The organism is Novosphingobium sp. PhB55, assembly GCF_004368805.1.
In the GTDB taxonomy this organism is placed as follows: Bacteria; Pseudomonadota; Alphaproteobacteria; order Sphingomonadales; family Sphingomonadaceae; genus Novosphingobium.
Map to the genome: position 1 here is coordinate 97244 of NZ_SODQ01000002.1, position 25040 is coordinate 122283.

The following is a 25040-nucleotide window of genomic DNA, read 5'->3' on the forward strand; positions in this document are numbered from 1 at the left end:
CATATTGCCGGGCGCGGCCTGTTGAAAAGCCTGATCTTTCTCGTTGGCCGCCGGGGAGCCGGGGCAAGTCTCTCCCGCCCCCGCGCCGGGGATCGCTTCGCCGCGCGCGTCACGGTGAGGGGGGAGAGCAGGAGAGGGAGCGCGCAGGAGGGGACGGCGATCCGTCCCGCCCCCTCCTGCGCGGGGCGGCTCAGGGGCGGTAGAGCGCCTCGGTGGGCAGGATCACGCCATTGGCCTTGGCATAATCGTCCCAGGCGGCCGTCAGTTCGCGCAGCTTGTCCGGGTTTGCGGCGGAGAGGTCGCGGGTTTCGCCGGGGTCGCGGGCGATGTCGAAGAGCCGCCACTGGCCGTCGCCGATGTCGGTCACTTTCCAGTCGCCCTTGCGCAAGGCGCGGCTGCCGAACAGTTCGGTGCCCAGCGGCTCGTCGGCGGCGTGGACCGCGGCGGCCTTGCCCTCCAGCCAGGGACGCGCGCTCTTGCCGGTGATCGGCAGGACGGTGCGGCCCTGGAACGTGGTGCCGGCGGCGGGCACGCCCGCATAGTCGAGCAGGGTCGGCGCGATGTCGGCCACGCTGACATAGGCACTGCCCACGCCCCGCGCGTGGGCCAGCCCCCTGGCATGGACGAAGGCCACGGTGCGGGTGCCGCCTTCCGAGGCATAGGCCTTGGTCAGCCACGAGGGCGCGGTGCCGGCCTGCGCCCATTCCGGGCCGTACGTGATGTAGGAGTTCGCCTTGCCGCGATTGGCGAAGCTGTTGTCCGCCTCGGCAACCCGGCTGCCGAGCATTTTCGCGCCGGTCGTGCGATAATCGAGGCCCTCCGCGCCGTTGTCGGCCAGGAACACGATCACGGTATTGTCGAGTTCGCCGCTGGCGCGCAGTTCCTCGATCACGCGGCCGACATTGCGGTCCATGCGCTCGACCATGGCGGCATAGATCTCCATGTCGCGTGCGGCTTCGCGCTTGTCGGCCGCCGACAGCGAATCCCAGCCGCCGCGCGGGGCGCGCACGCTGTGCGCGGCCGTACCCTTGGCCAGGATCCCGAGCTGCTCCTGCCGGGCGAGGCGGCGGCTGCGGATCTCGTCGAAGCCCAGGTCGTACTTGCCGCTCTGGCGCGCGACGTCTTCGGCGGGCGCCTGGAGCGGCCAGTGCGGCGCGGTGAAGGCGAGATAGGCGAAGAACGGCTTGTCGGGGCTCTCGCGGCGGCTCTGCTGCAATTCCGCGATGAGGTTCGTGGCATAGGCATCCGACGAGTAGAAATCCTTGTCGAGCGAGGCCAGGACCTTGCCGTCGCGGGTATAGGTCGCGCCCTTGCCGGGTTCGGCGGACTGGTCGCGGCCATAGTGGTTGGCGCCGCCCTGCAGCAGCGCGAAGCTGTGCTGGAAGCCGCGCGCATGGGGATCGAGGTCCGGGGTCAGGCCCAGGTGCCACTTGCCCGAAAGCAGCGTGCGATAGCCGCCCGCGGACAGGCGCTCGGCCAGGCTGGCGACATCGCGGCTGAGATAGCCTTCATAGCCGGGCTTGCCCTTCTGGTTGGGGGCGGTGAGTTCCGCCATGCTGCCCAGCCCGGCGCGGTGGTTGTCCGTGCCGGACAGCAGCATCGAGCGCGTGGGCGAGCACGTGGGCGCGGTGTGGAAGCCCGTCAGCCGCAGCCCGTCCAGCGCCAGCCGGTCGAGGTTGGGGGTGGCGATCTCGCTGCCGAAGGCGCCGACATCGGAAAAGCCGAGGTCATCGGCGATGATGACCAGGAAGTTCGGGCGGGCTTGCGCGGGAACCTGGCCCGCAGGACCGGACGGCGCCGGAGCGGTTTGCGCCATCGCCGGGGTTACGGTGGTGGCGAGCAGGGCTGCGCCGAAAGCGGCGGCGAAAGCGAAACGCTTGGATTTCATCGATATGTCCTTGGAAAAATCCCGCGCCGCGGCGAAAGCGCGCGGCGCGGGCAGTCAACGGCCCGTACAGGGTGTGAGGGATCAGGCCGGTTCGTAAGTGGTGGCCTTTTCCTTCCGGGTCGTGCGGCTCTGGCGTCCGTCGATGGCGACCGGCACCGTGCCGGCGATCGTCGCGCGGCGCAGGGTGCGGCGCTGGAGGCCGAAGTCGGCCACGGCGCGGTGCTGGGTCGCCTGGTTGTCCCAGAAGGCCACGTCGCCCGGCTGCCAGCGCCAGCGCACGACGTTCTCGGGACGGGTGATGTGTTCCTGAAGGATCGAGAAGATCCGCGCCGAATCCGCCTGGTTCAGCCCGGCGATGCGCTTCACGAAATGGCCGAGCAGCAGGCTGCGCTGGCCCGAGACCGGATGGACGCGAACCAGCGGGTGCTCGGTCTCGTAGACGGTCGAGGCGAAGATGTTCTTCTGGAACTGCGTGCGGTTCTGGGCGGCCTCGTCATCCTTCGGCGCATTGCCCAGCACGGCGGCATAGTCGTAGTCGTTCGAGTGGACCGCCCAGAGCGTGTTCACCAGCTGGCGCAGGCTTTCCGGCAGGCCTTCGTAGGCGGTCTCGGTATTGGCCCAGACGGTGTCCCCGCCCGCCTCGGGAATGGTGATCGCGCGCAGGATCGAGCCGGCCGGATAGGCATCGGTGAAGGTCACGTCGGTGTGCCAGCTGGAGGCGGCGTAGCCTTCCTTGCTGTCGAGTTCGAGCAGGTAGCGCGATCCTTCGGCCACCGGCACGGTCGGATGGGCGACCGGCTCGCCGAACAGCGAGGCGAAAGCCTCGTGGCGCTGGTCGTCCAGTTCGTGCTGGCCGCGGAAGAAGATCACCTTGTGGCGGACGAGCGCGTCCTTGATGGCCTGCACGGTCGGGCCGTCGAGATCGCCGGAGAGCGTCACGCCCCGGATCTCGGCGCCGATGGTGCCGGTGATCGGCGCCACGTCGAGCGGGGAGGCGGGATCCTTGGCATTGGCGTAAGTGGCAATCGAAGTCATGGCAGTTACTCCTTCTTCGTGAAAACGGGGAACGGGCTTCGTGAAAACAGGGGTCCGGAACGTCATTCGGCAGGGACGGCGGCGGCGGCGTAGACGTCCTCGCGCGCCTGGATCTGGCGGCGGATTTCGGCGTGGCGGCCGGCGTCGAGCGGGAAGCCCGCCACCAGCGCGGCGGCCAGGGTGTGGGCCAGCGCCGGGCCGAGCGCGAAGACCAGCAGCAGGGCATCGAGCGCCTGGGGCGTGTTGGTGGCGGCCTTGGGATCGAAGCCGAAGGCCGTGACCAGCGGCAGGGCGATTCCGAAAGCCAAGGCGCCGCCCAGCTTCATCGAGACGCTGAACACCGAATAGTAGAGCCCCACGCGGTCCTCGCCGGTCTCGGCGCGGTGGAGGTCGGCCACGTCTGCCACCATCGAGCGGAGCATGAGGTTGCCCGAGCCTTGCGAGAGGCCCTGCGCCACGGCGAGCGCCATCATCAGGCCGAAACGGTCGGGCGTGAGGAACACGAGGCCGAAGTTGATGGCCGCCTGGGTCAGCTCCGCCAGCACGGCGGCGCGGCTCTTGCCGAGGCGCAGGCCGATGCGGCGCCAGATCGGCCCGGCCAGCACGCCGAAGGAGTACTGGAGCAGGAAGAACCCGGCGGCCCATTCCGGGCGCTGGAAATAGATGGTGACGATGAACAGCAGCAGCGCGGTACGCACGCCTTGTCCGGCCGTGACCGCGGCGTCCGCGGCCAGGACGCGCAGCAGCAGGGGATTGCCGAAGACCGCCTTCAGCGTCTTGCGCAGCACGAATGGCTCCGCGCCGGAAGGCGCGCTGTGGTCGGGCACGGCGGTCAGCGTGAGCAGCAGGCCGGGCACGGCGGTGACCAGCACCAGGGTGCCGAACAGGGTCAGGCGCAGCGGGCCGTCGTCCGGCCGGAACTGGTCGGCCAGGGCGGGCAGCAGCAGGGTCAGCACCAGCGCCGCGGAGGACAGCAGCGTGAACTGCGAGGCGATCCGCGTGCGCTGGTCGTAGTCGCCGCTGATCTCGCCGGACCAGGCCAGCAAGGTGGTCTGGGTGGCGGAGGCCCCGGTGTAATAGCAGAGCACGCCGATCCCCACCCAGGTGAGGCTGGCGCCCTCGGGCGGGAAGAACAGCATGGTGCTGCCCACGATGAACAGCAGCCCGCCGGCCGCGATCCACGGCCGCCTGCGCCCGAACCGGCTGACGGTACGGTCGCTCAGCGCGCCGATCACCGGGTCCAGCAGCGAGTTCACCACCTGGCCGATCAGGTAGACCAGCCCCAGCCCCGCCAGCGGAATGGCATAGTGGCGCGAGAGGATGGCCGGCACGAAGGCCATGACCGGCTGCGCGGCTGCGTAGATCGGCACGGACATGGCGGTGAAGCGCAGGAGGCGCCAGCCATCAAGTCGTTCCTGTCGTGGCGGCGATGAAGGAAATCTCTCGTGGATCATGGCTGGCGCCTCCTGGTTGGGAGCGGGATCAGAGCTTGGTGCGAAGGGTGGCGCCGAACGTGCGCGGCTCGCCCAGCTGGGCAGTGACCGCGCCGGTGTTGGCGGCGCTGAGGCTGACGTAGTAGTTCTTGTCGAACAGGTTCTTGGCCCAGATCGAGAAGTCCCAGAGGCCGTCGTCCGTCCTCAGTCCGATGCGGCCGTTGGCCAGGCCGAAGCCGGGGATCTGCGCCCAGGCCGAATTCGAGGCCGAAGTGTTGAAATTGCTGCGGTAGGCGTAGTCGGCATGGGCATAGAGCCCCAGTTCCTTGCCGCCGAGATCGCCGAGCGCGGTGCTGAAGTCCGCGCCGATGGTCCAGGCGAACTTGGGCACGCCGGGCAGGCGCTCGCCGGAAAGGTCCTGGATCGCGCCCTGGTTCTGCCGTTCGAAGGCCTGCGGGGCGTTCTTGTAAGTGATGTAAGTGGCGTCGGTATAAGTCGCCGAGGCGTTGAAGCTCAGGTTGTCAGTGGCCGCCACCGCCAGTTCGCCTTCCAGGCCGCGCGAACGGACCTTGGGAATGTTCGAGATATATTGGCGGCCCACCACGGCGCCCACCGGCAGGTCGGTGATGGTGGTCTGGTAGTCGCTGATCTCGGTCCAGAACGCGGCGGCGTTGAAGGTGGCGCGGCGATCGAGGAACTGGGACTTGAAGCCCAGTTCGAAGGCGTCGACTTTCTCCGGCTTCACGTCGGGATCGACGCCGGCAGGCAGGACGGACAAGTTGAGCCCGCCCGACTTGTTGCCGCGCGAATAGGTCCCATAGACGTTGATGTCCGGCGCGACCTTCCAGTTCAGCGTGACCAGGCCGGAAAGGCTGTTGTTGGTGAAGCTGGTGGCATAGCTGGTCACCGGGTTGAACTGGGAGCGGATGGCGTTGATCGCTGCCTGCTGCGCGGCGGTGAAGCCGGAGATGTCTGCACCGTCGACCCAGTACTGGGCGTAGGCGCCTTCCTTCTTCTCATGCGTGAAGCGCAGGCCGGTGGTGAGCGTCAGGGCATCGTTGATGTGCCAGTCGGTCTGGCCGAACACGGCGATGGTCTTGGTTTCCGGGGTGGAGGTGGAATTGGATTCGAACCCGTCCAGCGCCGCATTGGCGATCGTCTGGTTCGCCGCCGGCAGGTTCCACAGGGCCGCGGCCGGGCCATAGCGCGAGGCGCCGTAGCCGCGCACGATCTGCCAGAAGTAATAGGCGCCGATCACATAGTCGAAGCTGCCGCCGCCCTTGGAGGCCAGGCGGATTTCCTGGCTGAACTGGCGCTGGCGGTTGGCCTGCTGGGCCTTGGTGACGATCGGCAGCGAAGTGCTGTCCCCGTCGTTGGCGGGGTTCCAGTCCCACCAGCGATAGGCGGTGATCGCGGTCAGCGCGGCATTGCCGAGGTTCCAGTTGACCTCGCCCGAAACGCCGTAGCCGGCCATGTTGGACTGGTAGTGGCTGTCCGCCTCGCCCACGCGGTCGAAGGCGTCGAAGCTGGGCAGGGTATAGCCGGGGAACCGCGCGGCGCGCTGAGCCCAGTTGTTGGCGATGGTGGTGCCGTCCGTGTACGTGGTGTGCAGGCCGGCGAAGACGTTGAGGACGTGGTTCTGCTTCTGCTTGGCATAGTCGCCGATGATGCGGACTTCGAAGTCCGGGTCGGGCGTGAACAGCAGTTGCCCGCGGATGGACTTGTTCAGGTAGTCCTGCGCGCGGCGGTTGGTGGTCTTGTTCCAGAGGAACCCGTCGTTCTCGCTGATCGCACCCGAAAGGCGCACCGCCAGCAGGTCCTTGAAGATCCCTGCAGAGCCGGAGGCGCGGAACTGGTAGAAGCCGTAATTGCCGATGCTTGCCTCGGCCGTGAGTTCGGGATCGAACGTCGGTTTCCGGGAAGTGACGTTGATCACGCCCGATGTCGTGTTCTTGCCGAACAGCGTGCCCTGGGGGCCGCGCAGCACTTCGATGCCCTGAAGGTCGACAAGGTCGAACTGCGCCAGGCCGACGCGGCCGTAGTAGACATTGTCGATGTAGAAGCCGACGCCGTTCTCCAGCCCGTCGTTGGTAAGCGAGATGTTGGAGCCGAGGCCGCGAATGTTGATGTTGGTGTTGCGCGCGTTGTAGGTGATGACCTGAAGGCTGGGCACCTGCTGCGAAATGGAGCCGAGCGTATAGTCTCCGCGCTTTTCCAGGGTGGCAGCGCTGATGACGCTGATGGCGACCGGCACGTCCTGCACGTTCTCGTCGCGGCGGCGCGATGCGGTGACGACGATGGCCTCGCCGCTGTTCGCCTCTGCTGCGGTATCGAGAGCGGCGGCTTCAGGCGCGGCGCTGGCGGGCGCCGTCTCCGCTGCTCCGGATTCGTTGGCGAAAGCCGGTGCGGCCAGCAGCGAAACCGTGAGCGCAAGCGGACTGGTGGCGGTGACGAAACTGCGAAACATTCAACTGGATCCCTGTTGTCATGAGTGCGCGCCGATCTGTCGTCGGGCGTGAATTTCTGCGGATTTGAAGCGGTTGGGTTCGGGGCAGGCGGCCATGCCCGGGTCGGCCCGTGTTCAGGGCGCCAGAGGACGGCCGGAGCCTGCGTTGAGGCCCGGAAAAACCGGATCGGGGACGCACGATCCCTCCACGCGGAACCGCATGGTTCCGGCGCCGGGCGCGTGGGTCTGCTGTGAAGGACGCGGGTTTCCGGGGGCCGCCGTGGTCGGCTGGTCCTGTGAATTCCCGCTGGTCAGCCCGTGATGCGCGTCAGGCGCGCGGGGTCATGGCCGTTGCGCGTCAGCCGCGCGGAGTCATGGTCTGCATCGTATCACCTCATCGTTGGCGTGAGGGGAACACGACGCCTGGCGCTGTCGCCTGAGCATCGCGCGCTTTAGCGGTTGGTAACGCGGAGCAAGCTGCTTCCCATCAAATGCCGCGGACCAAGAAACCCTGGATATGCACGATCGGCCTGGTCATCCGATGCCGTGCGGTGTGCTTGTCTAGTTATTTGGTTGAGAAAGGAGGGTCAAGCGCAAGGTTTTCTATTGCGGCCAATGGCAGGGATTTCGGGGCGAGGCGTTTCCGGGGCTCTATCCCCGCGGATTCAACGGTTTGCAGCGGCTTTGCGCCACTTCCACGGGCGCACCCTTACCCCGCAAGGAGAGGGCTGGTTCCGAAAGAGCCGCGATTGTAACGGAGGATCATGACGTCTTTTTCCCATTCCCCCGGCGCTGCGCCTGCGAGTCCCGGCCTTTCCCGAGCCTTCCCGCTGGAAGGGCGCTCGGCCCTCGTGACCGGCGCCGGCGGCGGTTTCGGGCGTGAGATCGCGCTTGGCCTGTCGCGGGCGGGCGCGCGCGTCGTGCTGCACGGCCGGGGCATCGCGACGCTCGATAGCTTGCGGCAGGAGATCGCCGATGCCGGCGGCGCGGCGGCAACCGCAGCTTTCGACCTGGCGGATGGCGATGCCGCCCGCGCCGCGCTAGAAGGGTTGGGCAGGATCGACATTCTCGTCAACAATGCCGGTCGCCGCGACCGCAGGCCGATGGAGGCGCTTGACCGCGACGCCGTGCGGATGATGCTGGAGGTCAACCTCGTCGCGCCTTTCGACCTGGCCCGCCTGCTGGCGCCGGGCATGGGCGCGGGCGGGCGGATCATCAACATCACCTCGATCGCCGGACAGATCGCCCGCTCCGGCGACGCCGCCTATACCATGGCCAAGGGCGGGCTGGACGCCATGACGCGCGCGCTGGCGGCGGAACTCGGTCCGCGCGGCATCACCGTCAATGCCGTGGCGCCCGGCTATTTCGCCACGGAAGCCAATGCGGCCATGGTCGCCGACCCCGAAGTGGCCGCGCACCTTGCCCGCCGCACCTCGCTCGGCCGCTGGGGGCGGCCCGAGGAAGTGGTGGGGCCAGTGGTCTTCCTGGCTTCGGATGCGGCCAGTTATGTCACCGGTCAGGTGATCGGCGTGGACGGCGGCTATCTGGCGCATTTCTGAGCGGCATTTAATGCGGGCTGACACCCGCTGCGAAACTTGCGGTTCGTGCGACTGCCTGAAACGATTGCCGGGCAGAGGTCTGCGGCCGGGTCCGACGCCGACGCGGCCTGGCCATTAAAGCAAAACCCTTTGTTTATCGCGGGCTTCCGCCTTCTCTACCGCGCGCGAAGCCTTCATGACGGCCCGTTTCCGCATTGAGGAAAGTGCAAGGGTTCGCGCAGATTGCCCGGCGATCCGCCACGGAAAAATGCCGGATTTGCGTGCGAGTTGCGCGGAACGCAACAGCAGGTTTCATTTCCTCATTTGCCGAAATCCCGATTCTCATCCAGATAGGACGGGCCTTTCAGGCATCCTCTCCCAAAAACTTTCCAAGGGCTGGTCTTCGGACCGGCCTTTTTTTTGTCCGTTTTCCGCGCGCCGTGATTCGCGAAAACGGCCACACGGCAACCGCCGGGCGCGGCCGGGCGTTGTGGATTTTTCGGCCTGTCGCACGCCGCGCGATCGGCTATATCGCTCGGCGCAGAGTTGAGGGCGATTATGAAAAGCAGTTGCGAAAGAGGTGTTTGCACGATGATCCGGCACTACCTGCCTTATGGACCGGCGCTGATGCTCGCCGTGATCGCGCCGCTGAACATGGCCTGGGCGCAGGCGACCGCCCCGACCCCCACGGAACAGGTCACGCCGGACCGCTTCCCCATGCAATCGCCGGTCGGAGCGCCCACGGCGCCCTCCAGCTCTCCGGCACCGGAGCGCGTGCCCACGCCGATGGCCTGTTCGTCGGACCCGGTGGACCTGCCGCCCGAAATGGCCAGCTGGAACAAGCGCAAGCCGCTGCTGGCCGCGCGCGACACCCGCTCGCTCTCTGGTGCGAAGCTGGAACTGGGCAAGGCGGTGGAAGGCGGCCTGCGTCCTACCAGCGAGATGCGCTACGCCCAGCGTCCCGAAAAGCCGGGCGGTTCGGTCAGTTTCGGCGGGCTCTATACGTTCGGCGTCAAGGATCCCGGCAGCTACCGCGTAGCGCTGGGGTCGGCCGCCTGGATCGACGTGGTGAAGGCCGGGGCGAAAGTGGGCGACGGTACTGTCATGACCTCGACCGCGCACGGCCATGGACCGGACTGCTCGGGGATCCGCAAGATGGTGGACTTCACGCTCCAGCCCGGCACTTACCTGATCCAGGTTTCCGGCAATGCCGCCTCGCGCCTGCCGCTGCTGGTGACGCGGCTGCCCTAAGCCGCGCCGTCACCCTTGGGCGGCAGCGGCAGGCTGCGCAAGGCGCGTTCCAGCGCGGCATATTCCTCGGATCCGTCCAACGCGGCCATGCGCGACTGCAGGCGGCGAAACTGCGCGAGCACCGTGCGTCCGGTCTCCGTGATCCGCGCCCCGCGCTCGTGGCTGCCGCCCGCCACCGCCTCGACCAGCGGTTCGCTCCAGCACCGGTTCATCGCATCGACGAGCAGCCAGGCGCGGCGATAGCTCATGCCCATGGCCCGCGCGGCGGCCGAGATCGAGCCTTCCCGCTCGATCGACTCCAGCAGATCGGCCTTGCCCGGCCCCATGGCAATCTCTTCCCCGCAATAGAGGCGGGCCTGCAGCTTGAGTCGGGGCTTGTCGGACATGCTCTGTCGGTGTTGGGGGTTGGAGGCCGCAGGCTAGCGCAAGCATGCCGCCGCCGCGAGCGCGAATGCGCCCCGGCCATTTCGCAGGTGCGAAACAATCGGCGTTTCAACGGCCCTCCGGCGCTCCCGTTCCTTGCGCCGAAGGCCATGGAAAAGTGCGAATATTCCGGGGTTTCGACAAGCCTCGACAGCGCCTTCGCAAGTGCATAAACGGCGCGCGAATCATCCGGAGACAACCCCTTTCGCCATGAACGCCATCCGCCACGGACGCATCGAGGATATCTACGCAATCGCGGTGGGCAGCCTGCTCATCGGGCTGGGGCTGACGATCCTCCATTCGGCGGGGCTGGTGACGGGCGGCATGGCGGGGCTGGCCCTGCTGGTCGGGCATTTCGCGCCGCTGCCGCCGGGCCTGCTGTTCGCGGCGCTCAACGTGCCTTTCCTGTTCCTGGCGCTGCGGGCCATGGGTTCGCTGTTCACCTTGCGCACGATTGCCGCGAGCGGCGGCATCGCCCTGGCCTCGGTGCTGTCCGAACATGCCCTGACGATCGAAGTGAAGGACCCCTTCGCCGCCGCGGTGGGCGCGGGCACGCTGCTGGGCATGGGGACCCTGGCCGTGGTGCGCCACGGGGCTGGCGTGGGCGGCGTGGGCATCGTCACCGTCTGGCTGCAGCAGCGGCGCGGGTGGAACATCGGGCGCAGCCAGATCCTCATCGACTTCGCGATCCTGGCGGCGTCCTCGGCCTTCCTGCCGCTCGACAAGCTTATGTGGTCCGCCACGAGCGCCATCGGCATGGGCGTGGTGACCGCGCTCTGGCTGCGGCCGGGACGCTATGCAGGCTTTTCGCCCTTGCGCGCGGCCCGGCTTCGCGGGCAGGCCGAGGCCCTTCGCGAAGCGGCGTGACGCCGGGCGCCCGGCGCGCCCGGCGCTATTCCAGACCAACCAGGCGATATCCCACGCCGGGTTCGTTGCGGAGCATCGTCGGCCGGGCGGGGTCGTCCTCCAGCTTGCGGCGTACGCCGCGCGCGGCGACGCGCAAGTATTCGACATCGCTTTCGTGCCCCGGCCCCCAGACTGCGCGCAGCAACTGGGCATGGGTGATGACGCGCCCCGGATGGCAGGCCAGCTCCGAGAGGAAGCCGTATTCCTTGGGCGTCAGGTGGACTTCCTCCCCGCCCTTGCGGACCGTGCGGGCAAGCAGGTCGATCTCCACGTCGCCCCGGCGCACCGGGCCGTCCTGCGTCGGCGCGGGCAGGCGGTGGCGCAGGGCAGTGCGGATGCGCGCGAGCACTTCATCGCTGTCGAACGGCTTGGAAACGTAATCGTCCGCGCCGAGATCCAGCGCGGCAACCTTCTGGTCCGTGGCATCGCGCGCGGAAATGACGATGATCGCGGCCTGCAGCTTGATCGCGGGGATCAGTTCCAGCCCATCGCGGTCCGGCAGGCCCAGGTCCAGCAGCACGACTTCCGGCTTGTCTATGGCCATGGCGTTCAGCGCCTCGCGCGCGTTGGCGGCCTCGACCACGGCATAGCCCGCGCGGGCCAGGCCGGCGCGCAGGAGGCGGCGGATCGCGGGTTCGTCATCGACGACGAGGATGGTCACGTTCGGTTTCATAGGGGGGACTTCATAGCGGCCACTCCTTGAGGTGGTCCGCATCGAAGCGGATGGTGAAACAGGCGCCGGGCGTGCCGTCGGTCCGGTTGGCGGCCGAGACCTGCAGTCCCATGGCAAGCGCGAAGCCGCGCACGATGGCAAGGCCGAGGCCGGTGCCGCCCTTGCGGTCGGATCCCTCGATCCGGGTGAAGGTCTCGAAGATCCGTTCTTCCGCGCCTCCCGGGATGCCGGGGCCGTGGTCGGAGACGGTCAGCTCCAGCCCGCCGCCCCGGCGCTGCGCGGCCACGGTGATCGGGCCTTGCGGGTCGCCGTATTTGGCCGCGTTCTCGATCAGGTTGGTGAGGCACTGGTGGAACAGGTTGGGATCGACGAGCACCATCGGCGCATCGGCGGAGACCGCGGTTTCCACCGGATGACGGCCGAGCAGGGCGCGCATGGCGTGGAGCGCCTCCGCGACCGCTTCGTCAAGGTCCACCGGCTCGACTTTGCCCTGGAGCGCGCCGGATTCGATCCGGGCCATGTCCAGAAGGTTGGCGACGAAGCGGTGCAGGCGCTCCGCCTCTCCGCGCGCGGCGGCCATCTGCCGTTCCTGTTCGGCATCGGTGCTGCGCAAGGCGGCCAGCGTGCCGATGATCGTGGTGAGCGGCGTGCGCAAGTCGTGGCTGACCGAGGACAGCAGGGCATGGCGCAGGCGGTCGCGCTCACGCGCCTGCGAAAGCTCGGCCATGCGGGCTTCCAGTTCGATGCGCTCCAGCGCCAGCGCCGCCTGGTCGAGCAGGCTGAGCAGCAGCGGCAGCCGGTCCGAGCGAACCGGCTCGCGCGCGTCGCTGCGTGAGAGGCCGAACACGCCCAGGGCCGCGCCGCCCGCCGCCACCGGGTGAAACAGCCATTCCGAGGCAGTGAGCGTGTCGGAACCGCGCCCGGCCGGGGCATCGTGCTCGAAGGCCCAGTTCGCGGCCGCCAGGTCCAGCGTTTCGAGCTGCGGCGGCGCGGCTTGCGATTCGGGCGACCAGCTCCAGCGGCGGGTGAGCGCGCGGGCCTGCCCTTCCTCGCCGGGCATGAGCAGCACGGCATTGCCGTCGAGCAGGCGGCCGATCTCGGCGCAGAGCACGCGGCCCAGTTCGTCCACCGTGCGGATTCCCGTCAGCAATCGCGCGAAACCGGCGAGCGCGCCGTTCTGCGCGGCGCTCGCCTGGGCCTGGAGGGCATGGGCGCGAACCCGCGCGGCAAGCTGGCTGCTGACCACCGCCACGCCGAGCAGGACCAGCACGGTCAGGATATTGCGCGGGTCGTCGATGGTCAGGGTATGGGTGGGCGGGATGAAGAAGAAATTGTAGGCGATCGAACAGACCAGCCCGGTGGCGATGCCGGTGCGCAGGCCATAGCGGGTGGCCGCGACCATGACCGGCAGCAGGTAGAGCAGGCCGAGGTCGGAGATATTTCCGGTGCGCAGGATTTCCGTGCCCAGCAAGGTCACCAGGGCAGTGAGGCCGAAAGCCACGAGATAACCGGTCCGGCTGCCCCATCGCGCGGCGAGGTCCGCTTTCCTTGCGGCGGCCTGCCGGCTGTGGGCCCTCCGCGGCGGCGCTGCCAGCGGCACGACGTGCACCGCCAGCCCCGGCGCGCGGCGCACGAGGCGGTCGACGATCGAACCGTGGCGCAGCTCGAACCAGCGCGAGCGGCGGGACTTGCCGATGACGACCTGGGTGGCATGGGCATCGGCGGCGAAGCGCTCCAGCCCGTCCAGCACGGATTCGGCGGGAAGGCTTGCCACCTGGGCGCCGAGCTGGGCGGCCAGATGAAGCGCTTCGGCCAGGGTTGCGTTCTCGGCATCGCTGTAGCGGGCGCTGCGCGGGGTCTCGATGTGGACGGCGCTCCACGGCGCGTCCAGCGCCTCGGCCATGCGGCGCGCGGCGCGGATGAGATCGAGAGCGCCGGGCTGCTCGCTGACGGCCACGAGCAGCCGATCGCCGGGCGGCGCGGTCGGGGGAATGGCCGAGGGATCTGTCACGGCCGCGCTTGTGCGCCGAGAGCGCCCGCCCTGTCGAGAGGGGCCGTCATCGCCCGGCGGCAAAGTCCCCTCGCGCCGAGAACGGGCCGGGCAGCGCAACCTCGCGCAGCAGCCCGGCCCCGGCGATGCCCAGAACCAGCCCGCCGAGCAGGAGCGCCACCATGGCCGCGCAGAAAAGCAGGTCCAGCGCGGTGGCGGGGTGAGGCCGAGGGGTAAGCGCAAGGCGGCGCTCCGCCAGCGCCAGCCGCCAGAATCCGGCCAGCAGGGCCAGAGCGGCCAGGCGGGCCGCGATCGCGGCGGGCCAGCAGCGCTCGCCGCTGCGCAGGCGGCGCAGAAGCGGGCGAACCGGCATGAAACGGCGCTGGGCAGGCATGAAACGGCTCCGACGGGACGATGTGGGAGCAAGATGGCCCTGCAAGGCGTTAAGCTTCCACGGGGAATTGCGCCCCGCACATAAAGAATCCATAAAGGTCGTGGCGCCTTGGTGCGCGTGAGACTAGGCGCCCGTTGCATGAGCGAGTCTTCCGGGCATCACGCCCCCAATGAGAGCCTCACGGCACTGTCGATCGGCGCCATCGGCGTCGTCTTCGGCGATATCGGCACGTCGCCGCTCTATGCCCTCAAGGAAAGCTTCATCGGCCATCACCCGCTGGTGGTGGACCGCCTGCACATGTTCGGCGTGATCTCGCTGATGTTCTGGACGATGATGCTGATCGTCACGGTCAAGTACGTGCTGATCATCCTGCGGGCCGACAACAATGGAGAGGGCGGCAGCCTGGCGCTGCTGGCGCTGATCGGGCGCACCCTGGGCAAGAACCGCTGGACGCCGGTGATCGCCATGCTGGGCGTGATGGCCACGGCGCTGTTCTACGGCGATGCCATCATCACCCCCGCCATGTCCGTGCTTTCGGCGGTGGAGGGGCTGACGGTGGTGAACCCGCGCTTTGCCGAATTCGTGCTGCCGATCGCCGTGGTGATCCTGATCGGGCTGTTCTCGGTCCAGTCCCACGGCACCGCGGCCATGGGCAAGCTGTTCGGGCCGATCATGATCGTCTACTTCCTGGTGCTGGCGGGGCTGGGCATCCATTCCATCCTCCAGGCCCCCGAAGTGCTGTCCGCGCTGAGCCCGCATCACGCGCTCGAATTCTTCATGGTCAACCCGAAACTCGCCTTCCTGGCGCTGGGCTCGGTGGTGCTGGCCGTGACCGGGGCCGAGGCGCTCTATGCCGACATGGGCCATTTCGGCCGCAAGGCGATCTCGATCTCGTGGCTCTACGTGGCCTTTCCGTGCCTCTTGCTCAATTACCTGGGGCAGGCCTCGCTGGTGCTGCGCAATCCCGAGGCGATCCGCAATCCGTTCTTCTTCATGGCGCCGGACTGGGCGCGCCTGCCGCTGGTGGCGCTGGCCACGATGGCCACGATCATCGCCAGCCAGGCCGTGATCTCGGGCGCGTTCTCGGTCTCGCACCAGGCCGTGCAGCTCGGCTTCCTGCCGCGCCTGAAGATCATGCACACGAGCGCCAAGGCGGCGGGGCAGATCTACGTGCCGCTGGTGAACTGGGGCCTGCTGGGCATGGTGATCCTGCTGGTGTTCGGCTTCCGCAGCTCGGGCAATCTGGCGGCGGCTTATGGCATCGCGGTGACCGGAACGATGCTCATTTCCGCCTGCCTGCTGGGCGTCCTGACCTTCACCGTGTGGAAATGGCACCCGCTGCTGGCCGGAGCCGTGACTCTGGGCTTCCTGTTCATCGACGGGCTCTACTTCGCCTCGACCGCGACGAAGATTCCCGACGGCGGCTGGTTCCCGCTGCTGGTGGCGGCCGTGGTGTTCACTTTGCTCACCACCTGGGCCACCGGGCGGCGGCTGGTGCGCGAGCGCATGCACGAGGATTCGATCCCCATCGAGGCCTTCCTGAAATCCGTGGGAGAACGCGTGCGGCGCGTGGCGGGAACCTCGGTGTTCCTGGCCTCCACCGTCGAAGGCGTGCCGCCGGGGCTGCTCCACAACCTGAAGCACAACCACATCCTGCATGACCGCGTGGTGATCCTGACCGTCGCCAACCGGGGCGTGCCTCATGTCGCGCCGGAAGACCGCTGCGAAGTGGAGGACATGGGCGCCGGTTTCTACCGCATGGTCCTGCGCTACGGCTTCATGGACGAGGCCGACATTCCCGCCGCCCTCGCCGCCGAGAACCGGGCGGGAGGGCCGTTCAAACCGATGGAGACCAGCTACTTCCTCTCGCGCCAGACGCTGATCCCGTCGAGCCGCCCCGGCATGGCGATCTGGCGGGAGAAACTCTTCGCCTCGATGGTGCGCAACGCCCAGAGCGCGATGGAATTCTTCAAGCTGCCCACCAACCGCGTGATCGAACTGGGCAGCCAGCTGGAGATCTGACGCGGCGCGTCCGTCCTTCCCTTGACGTTGCCGCTCGAAGGGAGCGGCGCGCCGATCCGGTGAGCCCACAAGACCCGAGAGGCACCCCGCGTCCACCGGATCGCCGGGGCGCGATGGATTCGTGCTCGACGGCGACCGCCGACTCAGCTATGCGAATGCCTCGCATTAGCCCGAATGACGAGGCGGCTTCGAGGGGGGCAGCGCCAGACTATGTACGCAACCTTAGATCACGCGGATCCGCTTGCCCCGGAGCCGGGCCGTTCCCCGGACCTCGCACCCCGGGCGCAGACCCGCCTTGCCGGCGCGATGCCGCGCGACGCGGTGGGCATGGCCACCGGCTGGTCGCATCCCGCACAGGCCGCCGCGCAGGGCGCGCGCTACGGCGAGGACCAGCGACCGAACCTGGTCGCCATGCTCGGCGCCACGGCGATCGTCGGCGGGATGATCGCGGCCATGCTGGCGCTCAATGTCGTCCATGGCCACCAGAAGGCGCGCCCGCGGCTGGTCGTCGCTCAGCTGGAGCAGCCCCGCCCGCCGGCTCCGCCGCCGCCCACGCCCTCGCCGCAACCGGTGAAGCATGTGGTGCAGACCGCCTCGCCCGTGGTCGCGCCCCCGCCGCCGCTGGTGCTGAGCGCCGCCCCGGCCACGATCACCACTTCGCCCGCGCCGCCGGTCCTGCCGGTGGCCGTACCGGGACCGCCCGCCCCGCCGTCCGCCGCCGTCGCCGTTTCGGCGCCGCCGCGCGTCGAGAATGCCGGCGATCTCTCGTCCAAGATGATCGCCGCCGATCCGCCGCGTTATCCGGTCGATTCGCGCCGCAATCGCGAGCAGGGCACGGTGGTCCTGCTGGTGGTCCTGGGCATGGACGGCAGAGTTGCCGACATCTCGGTATCGCGCAGCAGCGGCTTCGATCGGCTCGACCGGGCCGCGCTATCGGCAGTGCGCCACTGGAAATGGTCGCCCACCCGCCGCGACGGCGCGGCAGTCATGGTGCGCGGCCTGGTGGAAATACCCTTCGTCCTGCATAGCTGACGTCCCGTTGGCCAGTAGCCGGTGGCCGGCGTTTCGCGCCTAACCGGCCGAGGCGCGGTCCCGTGAGGGGGCCAGTTGCGCCGCCACCGCTTCGGCTTCCATGGCAATGCCCCGTGTCAGGGCGGCAGGCAGCTCCACGCGGAAACCGCGGGCGAGCAGGCCTTCCGCGGCCCACTTCACGCAGAAATCCGCAGCCACGCCCACCACGGTGACATCGGCCACGCCCTCTGCAGCCAGGCCGGCGAAAAAGCCGTCGCGGCCGATCGCCTCGCCCCGGTTTCCGGCCGCCTCGGTTCCCTTGCCATTCAGGCGAATCAAGCGAAGGCCCGGCTCGGCCCACATGTCGAACACGCCTTTTTCAAGGGAATAGACCGGGATCGACGGCGCGATGGCGCCTGCATCCAGAACGCTGTCCCATCCCGGCGTGCCGCGCAGGCAGTGGATCGGGAACTGCGCGCTCTCGGGCGAGGCGGCGTAGATTTCAGGAATGTGCGTGTCGAAGGTCAGGAGCACGCCCGCCGTGGTCGCGGGATCGAGCGCCGCCAGCCATTCCTGCATCGGCGCCACGATCGCTTCGGCGCCGGGAACCGGCAAGGCGCCCGAGGCGCGCACGAAGTCTCCCTGCATGTCCACCACCACGACGAAGCGCCGCGTGCCGGAAACCGGAAGCGGCATTGCCGAAAGCGCGATCGTGCCAAGGTTTGTCATCGCGTGAGAACGTCCTAAGAATGGCTTATGGTCTACACGGATATTGCAACCCGCACTTACAATCACAACTGGCGGCTCGATCCGATCGTGCGCAGCCTGCTCGATACGGACTTCTACAAGCTGTTGATGCTGCAGATGGTCCGGCATCTCTATCCCGATGTCCAGGCGACGTTCGAGCTGATCAACCGCTCCAAAACGGTGCGCCTGGCCGAAGTGATCGACGAAGCCGAGTTGCGCGCACAGCTCGATCATGCCCGCGGCCTGCGGTTCGGCAAGAAGGAGCTGATCTGGCTGGCGGGCAACAGCTTCTACGGCAAGGCGCAGATGTTCAGCCCGGATTTCATCGCCTGGCTCGCCGATTTCCGCCTTCCCGAATACGACCTGCGCCGCGTGGACGGCCAGTACGAGCTGCGCTTCGAAGGTCCGTGGACGCATACGATGATGTGGGAGATCCCCGCGCTGGCCATCGTCAACGAACTGCGCTCGCGCGCGGCGCTGAAGGACCGCGGCCGTTTCGCGCTCGACGTGCTCTACGCCCGCGCCAAGGCCAAGTTGTGGGAGAAAGTGGAGCGCCTCGCCCAGCTTCCCGACCTCGTGCTCTCGGACTTCGGCACCCGGCGGCGGCACGGGTTCCTGTGGCAGCGCTGGTGCGTGGAGGCCCTGAAGGAAGGGCTCGGCAGCCGCTTCATCGGCTCGTCCAACGTGCTTCTGGCGATGGACGCGGACCTTGAAGCGATCGGCACCAATGCTCACGAATTGCCGATGGTGCTGGCCGCGCTTGCCGATGGCGACGAGGAACTGCGGCAGGCGCCCTACCGCGTGCTCAAGGACTGGAGCGACCATTACGGCGGGAACTTGCGCGTGGTCCTGCCCGATGCCTTCGGCACCGCCGCCTTCCTCGAACGCGCGCCGGACTGGGTGGCGGACTGGACCGGCTTCCGCCCGGACAGCGCCCCGCCGATCGAGGGCGGCGAACAGATCATTCGCTGGTGGCAGGAAAAGGGCCGCGATCCCAGGACCAAGCTGCTGATCTTCTCGGACGGGATGGATATCGACAGCATCGAGGCGACCTATCGCCATTTCCACGGCCGCGTGCGCATGAGCTTCGGCTGGGGCACCAACCTCACCAATGACTTCCGCGGCTGCGCGCCGTTCGAAACGGACGATCTCGATCCGATCTCGCTGGTCTGCAAGGTCGTGTCCGCCAATGGGCGCCCGGCGGTGAAGCTCTCGGACAATCCCGCCAAGGCCACTGGCGATCCGGCCGAGATCGCGCGCTATCTCGGCGTATTCGGCGCCGCGGGCCGGGTGGCGAGCGCGGTATCGGTCTAGACCGGCGGAGCGCCCCCCGGCGCGTCAGCCGCCCGGATTGCGCGCGGTGACGATCCAGGCCGCGCCGTCGATCATGACCGACGTTTCGCCGGGCCTTCGTGCGAAGGCCTTGCGCACTTCGATGGCGGCGCGGGCGCGCAGGTCCTGCGGCTGATCGGCCAGCGCGCGCGAAAGCGGGCCGACCTCGAAAGCCATGGCCACGGCATCGTTCAGCGCGGCCTCGCGGTCTTCACCCTGGCCGAAGGGGATGTCGTGATCGAAGGGGAGCACGGAAATCCGCGAGAACCCGGTCTCGGCCAGGATGCGTTCCACGCGGGCCGCATCGCCGAAGGAGAACGGGCCGGGGGCTTCGGGTTGGGGCGGGGGCGGCGGCGGGATCATGCCCTTGATCGCGCCCATCGGCAGGCGCACCCAGTCGTTCTCCGCCGCGCCGCGCCAGCAGACGAAGGCCAGGCGCCCGCCCGGCCGCAGCGCGCCGCGCAGATGGGCGAAGGCGGCGGCGGGGTCATCGAAGAACATCACCCCGAAGCGCGAGAACAGCAGGTCGAACCCGGCATCGGGCAGCGGCGTGCGCGCGGCGTCGGCCAGATCGAACGCCACCGGCGCTCCGGGGGGAGCGACCTCCCGCGCGCGCTCCACCAGCGCAGCGGAGATATCGACGCCGCGGACATGGCCCGATGCACCGACTTTTTCGGCAAGGGCGAAACTGGTCGCACCCGCGCCGCAGCCGATGTCGAGGACGTGCTCTCCCGCCCGCGGGGCGGCGGCGGCGAGGGCCTCCTCTCCGAACACGGCCAGCATGGCGTCTAGCCGGATCTGGTTGGACACCCAGCGCTCGCCGCTGGTGCCGTTCCATTCGGACACCTGGTAGACCGTGCTGCCGGGCGCCAGCGCGGCAGATCCTTCGGCTTCTGACATGACAGTCCTCTATTTGCGAATCATTCGCAAATACTCTAGAGGCAGTGGCTGAAGAAGCAATGGTTTGTAGCCGGGGCGGCCGTCAGCCTCCCGGCGCAGGAGGAGAAACGCGGGATGGATGGGCCTTTCATCGAAACGCTGGCCGATCTGGAGGCCGTGATCGGCAAGACGCCGCCGCAGATGTATCTCAAGGACATCGACCATCTCGATCCCGGCGCGCTCGGCTGGATCGCGCAGTCTCCGTTGATGTTCGCCACGTTCGGCGGGGATCGGGGGCCGGCGGTCACGCTGGCGGGCGGGCAGGCCGGCTTCGCCTCGGGCGCCGGGCAGGACTTGCGCCTGCCGCTGGCATCGATCGACGATCCCGACCTTGCCCGGCCCGGTCAACCGTTCGGGTCGCTGTTCCTGCTGCCCGGCATCGGCGAGACCCTGCGCGTCAATGGCCGGGTCCGGGCGGTGGCAGGCGGTCATGTCCATGTCGCCGTGGCGGAATGCTACGGCCACTGCGCCAAGGCCATGATCCGCTCCGAACTCTGGTCCGCGCAGCCAGTGGCGGCACCGGAGGCGCTTTCCGACTTCGTCGCGGCGAGCCGTTTCCTGGCGCTGGCGACCGTCAGCCGGACGGGGCTGGCCGACCTCAGCCCCAAGGGCGATCCGGCCGGTGCCATGGCGCGGCTCGATGACGGGGAGGCGGCGGCCGTGTGGTTCGCGGATCGGCCGGGCAACCGCCGGGTCGACAGCTTTCGCAACATCGTGGAGCAGCCCGCGCTGGCGATGGCGCTGCTGGTGCCGGGCTCGACGCGCCTTGCCGTCGTGCGGGGCCGGGCGGTGCTGTCCACGGCCGAGGCGCAGCGCGGGCGCTTCGCGGTGAAAGGCAAAGTCCCGGCCCTGGCGATCCGCGTTGCGGCCGAATCCGTCAGCCTGCGCACCAGCGCCGCGCTGGAACGCGCCGATCTCTGGCCCTTGCGCCAATGCAGCGACATCGATCCGGCGCGGCTCTTCGTCAATCACATCAAGCGCAACCGGACCGAGGGCATGGCCGCCCGGCTGACCCGCGCCAGCCTCTCGGTGCCGGGCGCTGCGGACCTGATGAAGAAGGGGCTGGCCAAGGACTACAAGGACAACCTCTACTAGCGCCCAGGCCCGGCTCAGTTGCCGAAGCGGTAGGGATCGAAGCAGGCGGCATCGGGATCGCCCCCGCCTTCTCCCCCTGCAAGCGCGCGGTCGAGCAGTTCGGCGGCGAGTGCCGCAAAAGCGATGCCGTTGCCGCCGAACCCGGCGGAGAGCCACACCCGCTCCATCAGTGCCGAGCGGCCGATGGCGGGCAGTCCATCGGGCGAGGCACCGAACGTGGCGGTCCAGGCCCGGTCCACGGCGATGGGCGCGGAATGGCCGAGCATGGCCTCCAGCTTGGCGGCGATCGTGCCGGATTTCGCCGCCAGCAAGGCATCGCGCGAGAGGGCATCCGCCAGTTCCACGTCCTCTCCCCCGGCGATCACGCGCCCGTCCTTGCAGGTGCGGACGTAAAGATAGGGGTCTGACGCTTCCCAGATCATCGCGTTTTCCTTCCACAGCGGCGCCGTGCCGGGCGGGGTGGCGATGGCGAATGTCGAGAGCAGGGAGAAGGCGGGCGGCAGGAACAGCCGTGCGCGCTCGTAGCCGGTGGCCAGGATGACATCGCCTGCGATGAGGCTGCGCCCATCTGCCAGCTCCAGCTCCACCCCGGCCGGGATGGGGTGCAAGCCGGCGACATCGGCGGGGTAAACCGTCACCGCGCCGTGCTTGCCGGCCTCGCGCAGCAGGTCGTGGCAGGTTGCGACCGGATCGATGGCGTAGGACCCTTCCGAAACGATCCCGGCGCGCGGGGCGATGCCGAAACGTTCGGCGACGGCCTGGGCATCGAGATAGCGCGAGGGCAGGCCGTGGCGGCGGTGGGCCTCGGCCTCGGCGCGCAGCCCGTCCTCGTCCAGCAGGTCACCGGCCAGGTAGAGCGTGGGGCAGGGGGTGCGGGCATCGGGCCCGAGCCGGTCCAGCCGTTCTCCGAAGCGCTGCACGGCCGCGAAGACGTGCCGCCAGCGCCGGGCGGCTTCCTGTTCGCCGAGGTCTTCGGCCAGCCGGATCAGCGGCACGTCCATGGCCCACATGATCTGCGCGGTGGAGGCGGCGGTGCTGCCGCAGCCGGGCGGCCTGCGGTCCAGCAGCGCCACCGAGCGGCCCGTGGCGGCCAGCCGGTCCGCCAGGATCGCGCCCATGATCCCCGATCCCAGGATGGCGACGTCCACCGGCCCGGCCGGGAGCGCCGCCGCTGCGGGCAAGGTCCAGTCCGCGTCGCGCCAGGGCACGGTGCCGCTGCGCAAGTTCCGGGTTTCGGTCAGGGTGATCGATCCGTTCGCCATGGTAACTCCGTGAATGCCGCAGGGAGCAACGCACGAAGGGGCGGCAGGTTGATCGCTTCCCGATCCGGGGGGCAAGCTACGGGTTTCCGGTTCGCCTGCCCGACCGGAAAAACGCTCTAGCCCAGCGCGGAAGAGGCGGCGCTGGTGTCGCGGCGGCCGGTGGCCATGACGATGCGGTTGCGGCCATCGTCCTTCGCGCGCAGCAGCGCGGCGTCGGCCGTGCCGATCAGGGCATGGGCGGGGCCGTGGGCGGGATAGCTGCCGATGCCGATGGAGATTGTGACAGGGCCGAGCGGCGTGCCGTCATGCACCAGGGTCATGCCGGAAATGCGCTCCTGGATCAGGTGAGCGCGCTCCAGCGCACGTTCCTCGTCGCAGCCGGGGATCAGCAGCAGGAATTCCTCGCCGCCATAGCGGAAGGCGATGCCGTCTTCGCGCACCGCATTGTCCAGCGCGCCCGCCACGGAGCGGATCGTCAGGTCTCCGGCATCGTGGCCGTAGCGATCGTTGAGCTGCTTGAAATGGTCGATGTCGACCATGAGGCAGCTCAGCGGCGTGCGCGCGGCATCGGCCTGGGCCACGCTGCGGCGCAGGGTATCCGCCAGTTCGTGGCGGTTGCGCAGGCCGGTAAGCGCATCGAACAGGGCCTTTTCGTGCAGCGCGTCGCGCAGCTTGAGATTGGCCAGCGCCAGCCCGATCGTCTCGGACATCAGCTCGATATAGACCTTGATGTTCTCGCTGGGGCCTTGCGCGCCGGCCGTGTTTTCCAGCACCAGCAGCCCGATGGTTTCGCCCTGCGCGGTGAGCGGCACGCAGACGGTGGCGTCGGCGCTTTCCGGCGGGACATGCTTGCAGGGCACGTCCACCAGGTTGCCGCCGGGCATGTGCGACTGGCCGCGCCGCAGCGCCCAGCAATCGTCCGGGGTGAAGGCCGCGTTGCTGCCGTGGGGAGATTGCCACTCCGAAGCGCAGGCCATCATCCCCAATCGCGCATCCAGCGTATAGAGGCGCCCGGCCAGGTCCGGGGCGATCCGGGGGGCGAACAGGCGCACGACTTCGAACAGGTCGGCCACGGATTCGCAGCCTTGCAGGCGCTGGGTCATGCGGGCGAGCAGGTCGCGGACGTGCCAGTCGGCATCGCGCTCGCGTTCCAGCCTTTGCCGTTCGATGCCGTTCTCCCGGAAGATGCGGACGGCGTGGGCCATGTCGCCGATCTCGTCGATCTGCGAGAGCTGGGGCGGCTCCACCGCATAATCCTGGTCCGCCAGGCGGTTCACCACGTCGCTCAGCTTGACCACGGGCTTGAGGATGCGCCGCTTGAGCACGAAGCCCAGCACGAAGAGGAACAGCACGGCGGTGATCGCCACCATCACTTCCGAAACCGTGCGCAACCGCTGGGAGGCGCGGCTGGCGTCCTCTATCGCGCGGTCGGAGCGCTGGTCGAGCATGTAGCGGAAGCGGCCGAGCAGGAAATGCGCGCGTTCCAGTTCGCGTTCGTATTCGGCGCCGAAGATGATCTTGTGGGCGGTGATCTCGTCTCCCGACTTGATCGCGGCGATGGCGGCCTTCTGCTCGTCCTGGAGGGTCGCGGCCCAGCGCAGGCCTTCTTCCAGCGAGCGCAGTTCCTCTTCCCTGGCGCCGTTGTCCTTCAGCTTCGCGATGCGCTGCTCCACCGGGCCGATCGCGGCAAGCGTGCGGTTATAGGCGATCTCGTGGCTGGGATCGCCCGAGACGGCCGCCAGTCGGGCCTGGTCGGTAAGCTGCGCCTCGTCCTCCTCCACTTCGAAGGCGAGCTGGTCGAACAAATCGCGCTGCTGCACCGCATCGCGCTCCACCCGGTCGGCGTTGGAGGCCATGACCATGGTGATGCCGGCCGCGATGGTCAGGCAGACCGTGGCCCCGTAGGCCCAGTTGGTAATCGTCGCTATGCGCATGCCGTAATCCTGCCCCCCTGACGCCAGCGTGATCCTGGCGACAGGCCTGTGGCTCCTCATGCGCCTGACGCAGCAAGTTTTCCAGCGGGGAAACCACCGCTTTGGGAATGATTCACCCCCGGTGCCGAGAGGGAACGGAGGGTGCCCGCCGAACGTTTCCCAGCGACCATTGCTGGAGCCATGCCATGCGCAAGTCGTTCACCGCTTTCGCCAATGTCGTCGCCGGAGCGGCGGGCAAGGCCCAGACTTTCATCATCGCCCTGCTGGTCGTGGCGGTCTGGGCAATTTCCGGGCCGGTGTTCAAGTGGTCCGACACCTGGCAACTGGTCATCAACACCGGCACCACCATCGTCACCTTCCTGATGGTCTTCCTGATCCAGAACAGCCAGAACCGCGATGCCGCCGCGTTCCAGGCCAAGCTCGACGAACTGCTGCGCGCGCTGGAAACCGCGCGGGACGATTTCATCGGTATCGAGCACCTCAGCGTCGAGGAGATCGAGCGGCTGCGCAAGCTGCTCGAGGAAGAGACCGGCGAATGCAAGGACGGCCACAAGGCCCATGCCAGCGTGGAGCGCCTGCTGAGTCGATACTGAAACCGGCCGGTTTCCCGCCTTGCCATAACAAGATGGCATGGGAGACCGCATCGGAGCCGCTTCAATCCCAAGGGCGGCGGCGCGATATCGAGAGGATCACAATTCCGGGAGCATCGCCATGTCCAGCG

20 protein-coding genes are annotated in these 25040 nt (G+C 68.4%); 8 read left to right on the forward strand and 12 right to left on the reverse strand.

Annotated elements, in window-relative coordinates:
• Positions 1–190 precede the first annotated feature (190 nt).
• The 4 genes from EDF57_RS04970 to EDF57_RS04985 all read right to left on the reverse strand — a co-directional run bounded on the left by EDF57_RS04970 (position 191) and on the right by EDF57_RS04985 (position 6823).
• Complete coding sequence (locus EDF57_RS04970; protein WP_243840884.1) at positions 191–1888, reverse strand: arylsulfatase; 1698 nt, start codon at positions 1886–1888, stop codon at positions 191–193.
• An 81-nt stretch (positions 1889–1969) separates the two neighbouring features.
• The gene (locus EDF57_RS04975) at positions 1970–2923 is read right to left on the reverse strand and encodes a TauD/TfdA family dioxygenase (protein ID WP_132267732.1); all 954 of its coding nucleotides are present in this window, start codon (positions 2921–2923) and stop codon (positions 1970–1972) included.
• A gap of 62 nt (positions 2924–2985) precedes the next feature.
• On the reverse strand, positions 2986–4377 hold the full coding sequence (locus tag EDF57_RS04980) for an MFS transporter (protein WP_134093328.1): 1392 nt from the start codon (positions 4375–4377) through the stop codon (positions 2986–2988).
• 28 nt (positions 4378–4405) lie between these two features.
• Positions 4406–6823: a TonB-dependent receptor gene (locus tag EDF57_RS04985; RefSeq protein WP_134093329.1), complete on the reverse strand. Its 2418-nt coding sequence runs from the start codon at positions 6821–6823 to the stop codon at positions 4406–4408.
• Between the two features lie 743 nt (positions 6824–7566).
• On the opposite strand from EDF57_RS04985, the gene EDF57_RS04990 reads away from it, so the two are divergent.
• Positions 7567–8361, forward strand: a complete 795-nt coding sequence (locus EDF57_RS04990) for an SDR family oxidoreductase (protein ID WP_134093330.1) — start codon at positions 7567–7569, stop codon at positions 8359–8361.
• A gap of 570 nt (positions 8362–8931) precedes the next feature.
• Positions 8932–9591: a homogentisate 1,2-dioxygenase gene (locus EDF57_RS25935; protein WP_243840885.1), complete on the forward strand. Its 660-nt coding sequence runs from the start codon at positions 8932–8934 to the stop codon at positions 9589–9591.
• On the opposite strand, the gene EDF57_RS05000 is transcribed toward EDF57_RS25935, so the two are convergent.
• Positions 9588–9977 carry a LysR family transcriptional regulator gene (locus tag EDF57_RS05000; RefSeq protein WP_134093331.1) on the reverse strand — a complete coding sequence of 130 codons (390 nt, stop codon included), beginning with the start codon at positions 9975–9977 and terminating at the stop codon, positions 9588–9590. The two genes, EDF57_RS25935 and EDF57_RS05000, sit on opposite strands and share 4 nt — an antisense overlap.
• 247 nt (positions 9978–10224) lie before the next feature.
• On the opposite strand from EDF57_RS05000, the gene EDF57_RS05005 reads away from it, so the two are divergent.
• On the forward strand, positions 10225–10881 hold the full coding sequence (locus tag EDF57_RS05005) for a YitT family protein (protein ID WP_132267721.1): 657 nt from the start codon (positions 10225–10227) through the stop codon (positions 10879–10881).
• Between the two features lie 25 nt (positions 10882–10906).
• On the opposite strand, the gene EDF57_RS05010 is transcribed toward EDF57_RS05005, so the two are convergent.
• The 3 genes from EDF57_RS05010 to EDF57_RS25940 are packed head-to-tail and all read right to left on the reverse strand — an operon-like array spanning position 10907 to position 13977.
• Positions 10907–11593, reverse strand: coding sequence for a response regulator transcription factor (locus tag EDF57_RS05010; protein WP_134093332.1), 687 nt, complete (start codon positions 11591–11593; stop codon positions 10907–10909).
• Between the two features lie 10 nt (positions 11594–11603).
• Entirely contained in the window at positions 11604–13604 is a 2001-nt protein-coding gene (locus EDF57_RS05015; RefSeq protein ID WP_243840886.1) for a DUF4118 domain-containing protein, read from the reverse strand.
• A gap of 46 nt (positions 13605–13650) precedes the next feature.
• The gene (locus EDF57_RS25940; RefSeq protein ID WP_243840887.1) at positions 13651–13977 is read right to left on the reverse strand and encodes a hypothetical protein; all 327 of its coding nucleotides are present in this window, start codon (positions 13975–13977) and stop codon (positions 13651–13653) included.
• Positions 13978–14115: 138 nt separating this feature from the next.
• Between EDF57_RS25940 and EDF57_RS05020 the strand changes: the two genes are divergently transcribed.
• Positions 14116–15999: a potassium transporter Kup gene (locus tag EDF57_RS05020; RefSeq protein ID WP_132267717.1), complete on the forward strand. Its 1884-nt coding sequence runs from the start codon at positions 14116–14118 to the stop codon at positions 15997–15999.
• 210 nt (positions 16000–16209) lie between these two features.
• Positions 16210–17031, forward strand: a complete 822-nt coding sequence (locus tag EDF57_RS05025; protein ID WP_243840888.1) for an energy transducer TonB — start codon at positions 16210–16212, stop codon at positions 17029–17031.
• Between the two features lie 39 nt (positions 17032–17070).
• On the opposite strand, the gene EDF57_RS05030 is transcribed toward EDF57_RS05025, so the two are convergent.
• Positions 17071–17739, reverse strand: coding sequence for an isochorismatase family cysteine hydrolase (locus EDF57_RS05030; protein WP_243840889.1), 669 nt, complete (start codon positions 17737–17739; stop codon positions 17071–17073).
• Between the two features lie 27 nt (positions 17740–17766).
• On the opposite strand from EDF57_RS05030, the gene pncB reads away from it, so the two are divergent.
• Positions 17767–19071 carry a nicotinate phosphoribosyltransferase gene (pncB, locus tag EDF57_RS05035; RefSeq protein ID WP_132267715.1) on the forward strand — a complete coding sequence of 435 codons (1305 nt, stop codon included), beginning with the start codon at positions 17767–17769 and terminating at the stop codon, positions 19069–19071.
• 24 nt (positions 19072–19095) lie between these two features.
• On the opposite strand, the gene EDF57_RS05040 is transcribed toward pncB, so the two are convergent.
• On the reverse strand, positions 19096–19989 hold the full coding sequence (locus EDF57_RS05040) for a class I SAM-dependent methyltransferase (RefSeq protein WP_134093334.1): 894 nt from the start codon (positions 19987–19989) through the stop codon (positions 19096–19098).
• A 114-nt stretch (positions 19990–20103) separates the two neighbouring features.
• On the opposite strand from EDF57_RS05040, the gene EDF57_RS05045 reads away from it, so the two are divergent.
• Positions 20104–21123 carry a pyridoxamine 5'-phosphate oxidase family protein gene (locus tag EDF57_RS05045; RefSeq protein WP_134093335.1) on the forward strand — a complete coding sequence of 340 codons (1020 nt, stop codon included), beginning with the start codon at positions 20104–20106 and terminating at the stop codon, positions 21121–21123.
• 14 nt (positions 21124–21137) lie between these two features.
• On the opposite strand, the gene EDF57_RS05050 is transcribed toward EDF57_RS05045, so the two are convergent.
• Both EDF57_RS05050 and EDF57_RS05055 read right to left on the reverse strand, forming a co-directional pair.
• Positions 21138–22385: an FAD-dependent oxidoreductase gene (locus tag EDF57_RS05050; RefSeq protein WP_134093336.1), complete on the reverse strand. Its 1248-nt coding sequence runs from the start codon at positions 22383–22385 to the stop codon at positions 21138–21140.
• Positions 22386–22501: 116 nt separating this feature from the next.
• Positions 22502–24319 (reverse strand): diguanylate cyclase, encoded by a 1818-nt coding sequence (locus EDF57_RS05055; protein WP_132267708.1) that lies wholly within the window; start codon positions 24317–24319, stop codon positions 22502–22504.
• A gap of 185 nt (positions 24320–24504) precedes the next feature.
• Here EDF57_RS05055 and EDF57_RS05060 point away from each other — a divergent pair, with 185 nt between their 5' ends.
• The gene (locus EDF57_RS05060; RefSeq protein ID WP_132267706.1) at positions 24505–24912 is read left to right on the forward strand and encodes a low affinity iron permease family protein; all 408 of its coding nucleotides are present in this window, start codon (positions 24505–24507) and stop codon (positions 24910–24912) included.
• The last annotated feature ends 128 nt before the right edge of the window (positions 24913–25040 follow it).

Coding starts and splice junctions, on each gene's coding strand:
- EDF57_RS04970 (WP_243840884.1), bottom strand. CDS start 1,888: ATGAAATCCAAGCGTTTCGCTTTCGCCGCCGCTTTCGGCGCAGCCCTG.
- EDF57_RS04975 (WP_132267732.1), bottom strand. CDS start 2,923: ATGACTTCGATTGCCACTTACGCCAATGCCAAGGATCCCGCCTCCCCG.
- EDF57_RS04980 (WP_134093328.1), bottom strand. CDS start 4,377: ATGATCCACGAGAGATTTCCTTCATCGCCGCCACGACAGGAACGACTT.
- EDF57_RS04985 (WP_134093329.1), bottom strand. CDS start 6,823: ATGTTTCGCAGTTTCGTCACCGCCACCAGTCCGCTTGCGCTCACGGTT.
- EDF57_RS04990 (WP_134093330.1), top strand. CDS start 7,567: ATGACGTCTTTTTCCCATTCCCCCGGCGCTGCGCCTGCGAGTCCCGGC.
- EDF57_RS25935 (WP_243840885.1), top strand. CDS start 8,932: ATGATCCGGCACTACCTGCCTTATGGACCGGCGCTGATGCTCGCCGTG.
- EDF57_RS05000 (WP_134093331.1), bottom strand. CDS start 9,977: ATGTCCGACAAGCCCCGACTCAAGCTGCAGGCCCGCCTCTATTGCGGG.
- EDF57_RS05005 (WP_132267721.1), top strand. CDS start 10,225: ATGAACGCCATCCGCCACGGACGCATCGAGGATATCTACGCAATCGCG.
- EDF57_RS05010 (WP_134093332.1), bottom strand. CDS start 11,593: ATGAAACCGAACGTGACCATCCTCGTCGTCGATGACGAACCCGCGATC.
- EDF57_RS25940 (WP_243840887.1), bottom strand. CDS start 13,977: ATGCCTGCCCAGCGCCGTTTCATGCCGGTTCGCCCGCTTCTGCGCCGC.
- EDF57_RS05020 (WP_132267717.1), top strand. CDS start 14,116: ATGAGCGAGTCTTCCGGGCATCACGCCCCCAATGAGAGCCTCACGGCA.
- EDF57_RS05025 (WP_243840888.1), top strand. CDS start 16,210: ATGTACGCAACCTTAGATCACGCGGATCCGCTTGCCCCGGAGCCGGGC.
- EDF57_RS05030 (WP_243840889.1), bottom strand. CDS start 17,739: ATGACAAACCTTGGCACGATCGCGCTTTCGGCAATGCCGCTTCCGGTT.
- pncB (WP_132267715.1), top strand. CDS start 17,767: ATGGTCTACACGGATATTGCAACCCGCACTTACAATCACAACTGGCGG.
- EDF57_RS05040 (WP_134093334.1), bottom strand. CDS start 19,989: ATGTCAGAAGCCGAAGGATCTGCCGCGCTGGCGCCCGGCAGCACGGTC.
- EDF57_RS05045 (WP_134093335.1), top strand. CDS start 20,104: ATGGATGGGCCTTTCATCGAAACGCTGGCCGATCTGGAGGCCGTGATC.
- EDF57_RS05050 (WP_134093336.1), bottom strand. CDS start 22,385: ATGGCGAACGGATCGATCACCCTGACCGAAACCCGGAACTTGCGCAGC.
- EDF57_RS05055 (WP_132267708.1), bottom strand. CDS start 24,319: ATGCGCATAGCGACGATTACCAACTGGGCCTACGGGGCCACGGTCTGC.
- EDF57_RS05060 (WP_132267706.1), top strand. CDS start 24,505: ATGCGCAAGTCGTTCACCGCTTTCGCCAATGTCGTCGCCGGAGCGGCG.